Raw genomic sequence first — 9,574 nt, forward strand, 5'->3', positions numbered from 1 at the left:
ATCCCTTTGTGCGGGTGGCAAATAGTGAGGGTGGGTGGAGTGTTAAACCAGCAAGCCCTTTTGCGGCGGCGATGTTTATCAAACGCGACAAGCAAAGGGGCGGTGTTTTTTGGTCTCCTTCAAATCAAGATGTCAAAGGCATTTTAGGCACGGCACGCCCCATTAGCTATTTTGATGGCGAAATCGATCATGAGGCAAATCGTCTTAATCAAGCTGATATTGCTACCTTTTTTTGCAGGCTCTTGTTGATTAACAGATGTGGTTTCATTTGCAATATTGGAGGAAATTGTATTTTGGGAATTTTTTATTATAGAATTTTTCATTTTAAATTCTTTCTTAACATAATAAAAGTTTCTATTGACAGCCCATAAGGGCGCCGGGCGCTAGAAACACGGTGTTAAGTCCGCTGTATGCTTTTCCCTCGAAAGGGTATTGTATGGCATAACCACACCCGACAAAATTCTCATATACTAACAAAAGCATAAAAGAAAGTCAGTATCTTAAAAGGCATGGGAGAGGCTGTTTCGTAACCTATCCGCTTAACATTAAGTATTTCTATCACTTGATTATTTATAACAAAATACGTATTTATTGTTAAATAATATTTTATCTTTTTTGATATTTTTATGTTTTTTTAATACGTTATGTATTGATGTTGTCATATGCTTATTAATTTATTCTTTTATATTTATGTGATTTTAAAGCTATATTATGGGCTTTATGAAGCGATTGCGTTATTTTTTGAATCTATACATTTATAATATTTAAAAACGCTCTTATTATGCGTATTTTTATCTTTATAACCTATAAGTTTTTTTACTAAATGGTTTTTAAGATTTCTGTTAATTTCTTTTATAACGCATTTGCAACTTAACAGCCTTTTATAGCTATTGTCTTTATAACCAAAGCTTTCATTTGCATTTTGCTTTATTCAAAACTGCTGTTTTTACGCATGCTCTATAGCTGTTATGTTCTTTATAGTCATGGCATCATTTTTCATTTTCATAAGAGAAATGTAAATAGGATAATTGTGATTTATAGCTTGTTATGAAAACATCTAAAGAGAAACTGATAATTATAGAGATTATCAAAATCTCTTTAAACAGAGATTTTTAAACTATAAGGCTATCATTTTAGATTACGATATGGTCTTTTAAAAGCAATCCAAAGTAGAGTGTTTAAAAGTGCAAAGCCTTATCTTTTAGAATAACACATGATAAATCTTTCCTTGTAAGATTGTATGTAAGCAGTTTACAAGATAATGCGTTTATAGATTATCGTTTAAACCAATACACAAGAGACCTCTATGAGGTGTGTTAACCTCATAAGTCTATTCGGTTTCTCTCATTTCTAATTTTGGTAAGTTTTTAACGATTTTCATTGTTTCTAAACTTACGGTAATAACCCTTTGAAACAATTCTAGAGGGTAGGCAGGGTTGCCAACGGTTTCAACAGCATAGTGATTGGTATCATTCACAATGCCACTCTTTTTATCTGTCTTTACACATTGACGCTCCATAATCCATTCAAGAGCGGGCTTGCCATTGACGATATAGTTATAAGCTTCAAGAGGGATGTCTGTTATTGTGATATTACGGTTATAAATAACAGTCGATTTATCCTTTTCGGATATACCTTTTTCTTTATCTGCTTTTGCGAATTTCATTTCAGTCATGTAATAGAATTCTTTAGGATTAGAGATATCAGTCAGTTTTGGATTACCTTTTTTAAAGGTTACGGGATAAGGTTCCACATCTTCATAGTTTACGTGCAAATGACCCAATTCACGCTCCGCATTAACAAATGACCAGAAATCCTCGGCACTCTTTATACAAGGGATGCGAGGCAACTCTTTAGAAAGGTTATCAGCATAACGAGTGCGATACTCTGAATGAAGTGGACCATAACCATAATAAAAGATATCATCTCTTGTTATGGTTTTAGTAAGTAAGCAGAGAGGCACTTCTTAAACCTATATCTGTACTATTATCGCGTTTTTTGCTTATTTTAGTAAATAAGCTATTTTCATGCTATTTTTCTTATCAGGCGATAATAATGGATAGGCTCTTGTTGTCTCTAATATGTAACAGTTCCAATAAATTAGATATATTCTGTGAATAAAAGGCTTTACTTGAAGCTCAAAATTATATTACATATAGCACCTTAAATTAAGAAGCGTATAGAGTGTATGATTGTCGTTTAACAGTATCATTGTAAAATTTTCAAAAGCAGGGGGAATGATATGGTTCGCACCGACAATAAAGCAAATATATATGCTATAGTTTATGCTTTTCTCTTAGATTTTAGCAGCATTATTCTCATCAAAAAGTTAAAAAATTGTTACGCGATTAGCGATTGTTTCTGTGACGCTGATGATATGGTTCATTTTGTTGCTCACTTTGAGGGGGCACAATGAATGCGCCGTTTTTTATTTTCCTTTGTGTATGCCACGGCTTTTTTGTGCCTTTTCTCGTTGCCGAGTTTTGCGCAAAGCATTCATGATCAAGCGATTGATCAATCCGAGAGGATACAACGACAACAAACACAAGAACAGCATTTTCAACAATTACATCGTAGGAGAGAAACGCGTAGGATATCTTTACCCGATGATGGCTCTAGAGCTTCTGATGGTGTTTCAACAGAGAAAACCTGTTTACCGATCAAAAGCATTGAACTTGTTGGTGCTCAGTTAATTTCTCACACCGACCTTCATGAGGCCCTTTCTCTTTGGGAAGAGCGGTGTTTGGGTATTGCCGAAATCAACCAAGTGCTTAAAGCGGTGACCAAGCTTTATATGAAGCGCGGTTATATTGCGGTGCGGGCTTATTTGCCCGAGCAAGATTTAAGTGGCGGTCATCTCAAGATTGTTGTTGTTGAAGGTGTGATGGAAGCTATTACCCTCGATGGGCATAAAGTTGGAAGGAAATCTCAAGGAGAAATCGTCACGGCTTTTCCAGATCTGATTGGAAAACCAACCAACTTGCGCCAGATAGAGCAAGGGCTTGATCAAATCAATAGGCTTTTTTCTCGCCAAGCAACTATTAGCCTTGGTGCTGGAGGAACTCCTGGTGGCTCTATTCTTGATCTTCACATTGACAAACAGAAGCCTTGGCTTATCACGCTTTCCAGCGATAATCTTGGCGCTAAAGCAACAGGGCTTTACCAAACGCGCTTGAGCTTTTCTTTTGATGATCTGTTAAGGATCAATGATCAATGGTCGTTCAGCTATCAGCGCTCCATGGATGGCGGACCGTATCACTTCTCCAAAAAGCGTCCCAATAGTGATACGGTAACGGGTTCATTTTCCATTCCCTATGGTTATTGGACAGCGGGTTTGGATGGTATTTGGAGCCAATATCATTCGAGTGTTAAGGGAATATTTTCTGACATTATGACATCGGGGAAGTCTTTATCGCTTACACCGTGGATTTCACGGGTTATTGACCGTGATCAAGAGGGCAAGACGTGGCTTACAGGACGGTTGACATGGAAATATTCTGATAATTTTATTATGGGCAGTAGAGTTGATGTTTCCAGCCGTAAATTGGCTATTGCAACCTTTGAGCTTGATCATTCGCGTAAGTGGCTTGGAGGAGAATTAAGCGCGCATATAGGGTTTCATAAGGGATTGGCAATTCTTGGCGCTTATGACGATAAAGAGCAAGAAACTTCGACAAAAAATGCACCCAAAGGGCAATTTTCCAAATTGTCTTTTTCCCTAAACTATATGCGTCCCATTTCGTTTCACCAGTATAATTTCCGTTATAACACTTTGTTCTCAGGACAATTGTCGCCTGATACTTTGTTTAGTTCAGAGCAAATGTCGCTTGGTGGTAGTTCATCTGTGCGCGGGGTGCGTGAGGCGATTTATTACGGCAATAATGGGGTGTTTTGGCGCAATGAATTGTCGCTGTTGTTTCCAGGTTTTTCTTCGAGCGTTGGGCGTAAATTTATGAGCCAATTTGCCCCTTATATGGCGCTTGATCTGGGGGCAGTGGCCAATGATGTAAGCAAAAACAGTTTTGGTGGTAGCCTCGTTGGGGCAACCGTGGGTTTTCATGCAACCGGAGAGATTTTGGATGTTGATGTGTCTTATTCGAATATTTTAACCCAATCGACACAAAGAGAGAAGGACAACACAACGGGCGTTTTTCAAATGCGAGCTTTGTTAAGATTTTAAAGTACAGAGGCGGTTAGATGATCACTCAGCTATTTACACCCATTTGGGGTTATTTTTTTACAAAGAGAGAGAAGATTTATAAGGAGGCAAAGATGCGGGGCTTGAAAAATCAAAAGCATAAATTGGGATATGGATACAAGCTAGTGCAGCGCGCTCTTGGTATTTTGCAACAAGGGGCGCACAAGGGAATTTCACTGGTTTTAAGCTTTTGCTTGGCTTTTCAACCTCTGTTAGTGCAAGCGCAAGCGATTAGGGCACAAAGCCCTGTTGTACAAGAAAGCCAAGGAATTAAAGCGGCAGAAGGGGTGGGTTCTATTTTTCGCCCCACGGTGGGAGTAGCAGGAAATGGTGTGCCGTTAATTGATATTGTCCGCCCCAATGGACAAGGTCTTTCTCATAACAAATATGACAATTTCAATGTTGATACCCATGGCGTGATTTTAAACAATTCTACCAAGGAGGTTTCGCCTTCACAGCTTGGGGGATTGGTGCCTGGTAATGGCAATTTGCGTTATAGCGGTGCAGCAAAGGTTATTCTTAATGAAGTGGTGAGTGCCAGCCGCTCGCGTCTTGAAGGTGTGAGCGAAGTACACGGGCAAACGGCTGATGTTATTATTGCCAATCCCAATGGGATTACTTGTAACGGTTGCGGCTTTATTAATACACCGCGGGTGACCTTGTCGAGTGGACAGCCAATTATTGGAGCCGATGGGGCTTTAAGCGGTTTTCGCGTTGAAGGTGGCAACATCACCATTGGGTCTCATGGTGCTGATGGGAGTTCATTAGATATTTTTGATCTTGTTTCGCGCAAGATCAGTGTATCAGGTCCCATACAGGTCAAAGGAGAGCTGGCTGTTATCGCGGGGCATAATCATTTTGATTATCACAAACGAGAAACAACATCGCTAGGCTCTGATGGCAAAGAACCGGAATTTGCGATTGATTCCAGCGAGTTTGGCGGAATGTATGCGGGTCAGATCCGCGTTCTTGCCAACGATAAAGGTTCTGGTGTTAAAATGCATGGGAACATGGTTGCCAATGCAGGCGCTATGAGATTGACAAGTGATGGCAAACTTGTGCTTGCCAAAGCACGTGCCAAAGGAGCGGTAAAGGTTCACTCTCATCACGACAGTGTGCATGTGAAAGATCTCCTTTTTTCAGAAAAAGCAGTTGAACTGAAGGCTTTGAACAATGTTGAACTTGCAGAGCATGCACGCGTTGCTGCAGGTGATGTTGTTACAGTGAACGCCAATACGATCAAACTTGAGCGTGATGCGCTATTGGCGAGTGGTATAGGCAGTGATGGCACACAAAGTACTATGGGTTCTTTGCATTTACAGGCAACGAAGCTTGAGGCGGGAGAGGGGCGGATAGCAGCGAGCGATCTTTTAGAGATCCAAGCAGCAACAATTGATTTAAGCCGTGCGCAAGACAATGATCAGGCTGGGGTCTCTTCCCTTGGCGATCTGACGATTAAAACCAATCAAATCAGTGCTTTAAACAACCATATTGGAGCCAAGGGGAATGTTATTGTGAAAGCCGATGGTGCCCTCACCATAGGGGCTGGACACTATAGTGCCGGCGGCTCTCTTTTGGTGGAAGCAGCACAGCTTAGATCACGCGCCAATTTAGTCGCAGAACAAAAAATAGACCTTTATGCACGTAGCGGTGATCTTTTCCAAGAAGGCATTGTTTTGTCCAATGGGGAGGTAACGCTGGATGCCCATGGTGCCCTCAATCACAAGGGTGATATTATCGGTGTGCAGAAGGTTGCCGTGACAGCTTTGGGCATGGTTACAACCAGCACGAACAGTACGCTTTTAGGTCATGATGTGGGCTTGAGCGCGGGTGCGCTAACCCAAGCGGGGACTATAGAAGCACAAGGTGGAACTTTAAGCTTTCAAGTGCGTGATGGGGTCATAAATAACGGCATAATGCGTGGTGAGAGCATCAATGCGCATGCCAGTGCCCTTACAAACCAAGGCACGCTTATTGCAATCCATGATTTGCATCTGATGCTGAACGCACAAGGGGGAGCGAATAGTCAACAAGCTTCCTCCCAACAAGCTTTTCTTGAGAATGCGTCTGACGCTCTGCTTCAGAGTGGTGGTGTTTTTGTTGTGATCGCAGGGCAATTACACAATGCGGGTGCACTTGGTTCTAGTGGTGAGAGCGTTGCGCTTAATGTGGCAGGGGATATAAGCAATAGCGGGCTTATTTATGCCAAGAAATCTGCGGCATTGTCCCTAGATGGTGCTCTTACCAACAAGCATGGCAAGATCATTGCCGAAGACAGTTTGACTATAGGCGGACTTGAGAAAGAACGTGCTGGGCATGTGGTCAATGAAGCGGGTGTTCTCAGTGTTGTTACGGGCGAAATGAAGCTTGTGGCTGCGTCTTTAAGCAATAAGGGCGATGGGGCAGCAAATTTAGGCCAACAGGATGCAGCGTTGAAGGAGAAACAGGAGAGCAAGCCCAATGAAGAGGCAGCATACATCTTAGCACGTGGTGGTTTGCGCATTGATGTTGGTGCTTTTGAAAATATTGACAGTCTCATCTCCACACAAGGAGCAGTTAGTGTTGTTGCGGATGATATCACGCAGACAGGGCGCATAGAGGTTGAGAGTGGTGATCTTCACCTCAAAAGTCATGGTGATTTCACCAATAGTGGTGCGATAGAAAGCAATGGCGCAATCACTGTGCATGCGCAAAAAAATCTCAACCAAATAGGACGCATTGTTTCAAAAGCGCGGGTGGAGCTTTCTAGTGATGGTACATTGATGATGGGCACACCAAGCGAGATTGCTGCCTATGATGTGTCCCTTACAGCGGATACCTTCACCCAAGCGGGGCGTGTTGAGGCACAAGGTGGGGCGCTTACTCTCAACAGCAACGGTGTTTTAAGCAATTACGGCATCATGATGGGGAGTGTTGTTGATGCGAAGCTTGGTTCTTTAGCAAACACCGGTCAGCTTTTATCCAATGGCGACTTTAGGCTTGTGGCAGCAAAGCATGATCCGTCATTGGAGCAAGTCGCTCTGGTTTTAAATGGTGAAGGCGGTGTTCTCAAAAGTGGTGGCGCTTTTGTTTTAACAGCCGATGTTTTGGACAATGCGGGCATTCTTGGCTCAAGCGGTGATGGGGTTGAGCTCAATGTAACGGGGGATATGAGCAATAGCGGTCTGATTTACGCTAAGAAATCCGCAACGCTTTCCTTGGATGGCTCTTTCCTCAATCAGCATGGCGATATCATTGCCGAAGACAATCTCATCATCCGTGGTTTAAGTAGAGAGCGGGCTGGTCATGTGATCAACAGTTCGGGGCTTTTAGAAGCTGTATCCGGCGATATGCGTTTTAATGTATCTTCACTGACCAACATGCGTGAAGGTGGGGTTGAGGTTACCGATAAAGTGGTTGGTCACAGTTATGTGCGAGGAGAATGGGAAGATGTCAAAAATATTGATCATTTACGTATCAAGGAAAATATCGACACCACGATCATTCGTCAGCAGCCTCATTTTACCAATAATGCTGCCCAGATTTTGGCAGGGCGTCATCTCACGGTTCATGCCGGAGATATCCGCAATAGCTATAGCTTAATTGCTGCCAATGGCAACATTGTGATGCGGGCGGATACGCTGCTCAATGAGGGGCGTGATTTAATCGAAACAACCAAGATTGTGACTGAAACACGCTACAGACATAAAGACTGTAATCTGTGGACCAATCCAGGGTGTATAGCTCATGGTGCAGATGAATGGGACGGTCCTACTTTTACCCAAACAACCAAACGCACCTATGATGCTGTTTACGGCACGATTGAAGCGGGTGGCACGCTTGATGCCAAAATTACGGGATATATTGATAATCATGCGGTGCGCGAGGGGGTTGAGCAAGTTGGCTTAAATTCTGGCGATAAAGGCTTGGCTGATGTTAAAATCAACGACTTTGATGGCTCAAAACCGCTGATTAGCAATGAACGCTTAGATGGTATTATCAATGGTTTAACAGGGCATAAAGGGCTTTTTGCACCAAGCATCCAAACACCAGCAGCAGAATCCATACAAGTACCAATACAAGATGGGCTTAGCTCTGTTAAGACAGAGCTTTCTGGTACGCAATCACCGGATGTGCCGTTTTTAATTGAGACGCGACAGGACTTTATCAACCCAAGTAAATTTTTAGGATCGGACTATTACTTAAAAAAGATTGGCAATTATAAGCCTGAGCACGTGTTTAAAAGGCTGGGGGATGCTTATTTTGAATATCGTCTGGTAAATGAGCAAATCTTTGAGCTGACAGGCAATCGCACTCTTCTTGATGTTGAAGATCCTAACGCTCAAATGCAAAGGCTCTATGACAATGCTGTGGAGCAGCAAGGTCCTTTGGGGTTAGAGCTAGGAGTGCCATTAACACCCCAGCAGATTGCTGGGATCAAAAAGGATATGATTTGGCTTGAAACTCACCTTGTGGATGGACAAGAGGTCTTGGTGCCGCGCGTTTATTTGGCATCAGGGTCACAAACCCACCAAGGCAGTCTCGCCAGTGCTCGTTTAAAAGGCAATGGCATCACTTTGGAAGCAGAACGTCTGACCAATAGCGGTGCGGTGTTTAGTGATAATGCACTCCATATAAAAACCACGCAAACTTTGTTCAATGATGGTGGGCTTTTGGATGCTACCGGAGCTGTAGAGCTCACCAGTGATGGTCTTTTAGCCAATTCTTCTGGTGTTATTCATGGTGATCGTATCACCATGACGGGTAATACGATTGTCAACAGCACCGCTAAAATCCGTGACAAGAATGCAAATGGTTTTGTTGATAGAGCTGGGCAGAAGGCGCAAATCCTTTCTGATCATGAATTAAACATTCAATCCCTTGGAGATCTTGGTGCAGAAGGAGGGGAATTCACCAGTGGCGGTCCGATGACGATGATTATCGGTGGCACAGGCATGATTGGCGCATTGGCGCTGGAGAGCGAACATAAGGAGACATTAGAAAAAGGGCATTATGATGCTCAAAGCCGTGATCATCGTTTGAGCCAAGTCAACAGTGGTGAGAAACTTACCATTGTTACGAACGGTGCTCTCATCGTGAATGGGGCTAAGGTTAAAGTCAAGGGTGATGCGGACTTTACCAGTGGTGACTCCCTCACCATGACTTCGGTGCAAAACTTTAGCAGCTATGACTTAGACCTTAGGGGCAAAGAAGGTGACAAATCGAAGCAAAAAAATAAATTCCGTCAACAATCGAGCGAAGTCGCCACAGACAAAACCACGGTGGAAACTGGTGGCAAGTTCTCTGCGCATACGAAGGACGGGGATCTCATACTTGGTGCAGTAGGCTTGAAAAGTGATGGCGAGATACATCTTGCAGCAGATAAAGGAAAGGTCC

2 protein-coding genes and 2 pseudogenes are annotated in these 9,574 nt (G+C 42.9%); 3 read left to right on the forward strand and 1 reads right to left on the reverse strand.

Translation table 11 applies throughout. From position 1 onward, the window contains the following. A pseudogene (locus tag GQO39_RS09300) lies at positions 1-371 on the forward strand (hypothetical protein); the annotation flags it as partial. Positions 372-1,330: 959 nt separating this feature from the next. Here GQO39_RS09300 and GQO39_RS07705 read toward each other — a convergent pair. Then, a pseudogene (locus GQO39_RS07705) lies at positions 1,331-1,942 on the reverse strand (type ISP restriction/modification enzyme); the annotation flags it as partial. A 474-nt stretch (positions 1,943-2,416) separates the two neighbouring features. Between GQO39_RS07705 and GQO39_RS07710 the strand changes: the two are divergent. Continuing rightward, the gene (locus GQO39_RS07710; protein ID WP_156851663.1) at positions 2,417-4,180 is read left to right on the forward strand and encodes a ShlB/FhaC/HecB family hemolysin secretion/activation protein; all 1,764 of its coding nucleotides are present in this window, start codon (positions 2,417-2,419) and stop codon (positions 4,178-4,180) included. 92 nt (positions 4,181-4,272) lie between these two features. Continuing rightward, positions 4,273-9,574, forward strand: a 5,302-nt coding sequence (locus GQO39_RS07715; RefSeq protein WP_156851664.1) for a two-partner secretion domain-containing protein, incomplete at its 3' end; no start/stop codon positions are given.

This window comes from Bartonella refiksaydamii (assembly GCF_902652675.1).
GTDB lineage: Bacteria > Pseudomonadota > Alphaproteobacteria > Rhizobiales > Rhizobiaceae > Bartonella > Bartonella refiksaydamii.

Coding starts and splice junctions, on each gene's coding strand:
- GQO39_RS07710 (WP_156851663.1), top strand. CDS start 2,417: ATGCGCCGTTTTTTATTTTCCTTTGTGTATGCCACGGCTTTTTTGTGC.